Source organism: Mesorhizobium sp. M7A.F.Ca.US.006.04.2.1, assembly GCF_004022915.1.
In the GTDB taxonomy this organism is placed as follows: domain Bacteria; phylum Pseudomonadota; class Alphaproteobacteria; order Rhizobiales; family Rhizobiaceae; genus Mesorhizobium; species Mesorhizobium ciceri.
Genome location: NZ_RZQA01001113.1, coordinates 1 through 1,689 on the forward strand (window position 1 = coordinate 1; position 1,689 = coordinate 1,689).

Annotated in this window: 1 protein-coding gene; it reads right to left on the reverse strand. The window is 57.7% G+C overall.

Annotated features, from left to right (window positions below):
- Positions 1-1,685: GMC family oxidoreductase N-terminal domain-containing protein (locus tag EN925_RS34825; protein WP_063169348.1), on the reverse strand; the 1,685-nt coding region annotated here is incomplete at its 3' end.
- Positions 1,686-1,689: the final 4 nt, after the last annotated feature.

Consider the following 1,689-nt stretch of genomic DNA (forward strand, 5'->3'; position numbering starts at 1 on the left):
TAGCTCCGTCTGCCGTCTCTCAAGGTTGTGTCGGCCAATTTCTCAGCCACCATAATCGTCGGAATGTTTGTGTTCGCCCGAGGGCAAAATGGCATGACGGAAGCGTCGGCGATCCTCAAACCCAAAATACCATGAACGCGTCCCGACGGATCGGTCACAGCGCCAGGATCCGCGGCTGCCCCCATCCTGCAGGTCGACGTCGGATGCCAACTTGGGATGACGTTCTGGCGAATATACCGATCCAGATGTTTCTCGTCGTTGACGAGATCGGAAATGCTATCCCCATCCGTTATGACGCGCCTAATCAGCCCACGGCGCAGCCGCGGCGACGCGTCCATGAGCAGCGCCAGAAATGACGTGAGTGCATAGTTTGTGCTTGTGACCTTGCTCACCAGCTTCGCTCGCGCATTCAACGCTGACGGAAACGGGTCCAGCGCCACAGAGGACAGCGAATCTTGCTGCAGCAGGCGGACTATGAAGCGAAAGCCCTGCTTGAGGCGCTCGGCGTCCCGCTTGTCGCTCAACCAGTTGAAATCGACCTCCGGCTCTATTTTATGCGAACTACCCTTGAGCGCCACAGTTCCCGTCGAGTAGCTGCGATTGACCCACACGGCGAGAGTGCCGAGGCGCCTCCCCAGCGGGTGCCAGGATGATTTGGCAACAGTCGATATTGCCATATCGGTCGACGGGCAGCCTTCGTAACCCGACGAGTAGCGGGCGTGCATCTGAATATATTCGCTCACGCCGGGTGACAAGCGATCGGCCGGCTTCAAATAGGCCGAAACGCAAATCGTGGGGTGTTCCTGAAGATTCTGGCCCACACCTTTCAAATCTGCAACGATAGGGATTCCGAATTGTACTAATTCCTTCGCGGGGCCGATCCCGGAGCGCATCAATATGGCGGGTGAATGGAGTGCTCCTGCGCACAGGATAACGCAAGAAGCGCTATACGATTGCACGCCCGATTTGTTCTCCGTCTCGACCCCCGTTACCGTTGTTCCCAAAAAGGTCAGCCGCGCAACTGTCGTTTCGGATAAAATCGTTAGATTGCGGCGAGAGCGGACGGTTTCGGGTAAGTACGCCATCGCGGAGGAGACCCGATGACCATTGCGGTTGGTCAATGGGACAACTGAATAGCCATCACCGAATGCACCATTGAAGTCTGGCCTGAAATGAAGCCCCAAAGCATCGTAAGCATCGGAGATTGCCCGGATGAAGCCCGACCAGTCTGATTGGCGCACACGTTTGATTGGCAAGGGGCCGTTCGTGCCATGAAATTCCCCGCCGAAATCCAAATCGCATTCTAGACGACGGAAGTAGGGCAGCACGTCTTCCCAACCCCAGCCCGTTGCACCGCTTGAGGCCCACTCATCGTAATCTCCGGGCCCGCCGCGGTTGGCGACTTGGGCATTGATGCTGGAGCCGCCACCCATGACGCGCGCCTGTTCGTAATGGACAGGCTTGCGGCCACCTCGCACCGTTGTCGCGTGGAGTGACTGCCATCGATAACCGGGATTAAGGTAAGCACGCGTTGGGTCGCCATCCTGGATGTCGTCAGGAATGGCATTCGGCGGCGTATCAGGGCCAGCTTCAATGAGCAGCACGCGAGCGCCATAGGCGGAGAGCCTGCTCGCCATCACGCATCCAGAGGAGCCACCACCCACGACGATATAATCGAAAACCACGCAA